This window comes from Cupriavidus sp. 01T418 (assembly GCF_056398885.1).
The window spans coordinates 1-577 of record NZ_JBFTQG010000154.1 but is presented as its reverse complement, the minus strand read 5'-3'; the positions used below and the strand labels follow the sequence as shown (position 1 = coordinate 577).

Annotated in this window: 1 protein-coding gene; it reads left to right on the top strand. The window is 62.3% G+C overall.

Annotated elements, in window-relative coordinates; genetic code table 11:
* Positions 1 to 104: 104 nt before the first annotated feature.
* A partial coding sequence (locus tag AC1DQ3_RS36675; RefSeq protein WP_477124971.1) for a hypothetical protein occupies positions 105 to 577 on the top strand: 473 nt, incomplete at its 3' end.

Below are 577 nucleotides of genomic sequence, written 5' to 3'. Positions count from 1 at the left end.
ATCCCGTGAATCGTGCCCACCCACGCTATGCCGGCCCCAACGGGGAGGTTGCCGCCAGTGTCAAGGYCACCGATGTTCTACTCGCCCGCGGCGCGTTTTCATATATGGAACAGATCTCGACATCTGACGAACATCTCCGGCTGCCCAGGCTCAAGCGCCCAGCACTTGCTCAGCTCAAGCGGGCGCTTCAGGAAGACGTACTGGCGGAGATGCAACGCCTGATCGAAGGCAGACCACAGGAGACGTTGCGCTGCCGGCCCGGCAGACTGGCCGCAGCTGGACTTCCCCCGCATGAACAGATCCTCGCAGGGCAGTATGGCCTGTTTGCCCTCGAAGCCGCTCCCGAACGGCGCCCCACGTTGAGCAATGGCCGGATACTGTGCCTGTATATGGGCGCCCTTCTGGAAACACAGGAAGAGATGCTCGAGTATCGTCAGCGGCATCCGGACTCGCTCCGATATGAACTGGACACGCCGAGGAAAAACAGCAGCAAGCTGGTTTCGGTGGCGGCGCTTGGGGCCGCAAATAGCGGACCCTTCGCAAATACGGCGCTCCTGCCGGACACCGCGGAGCCAGC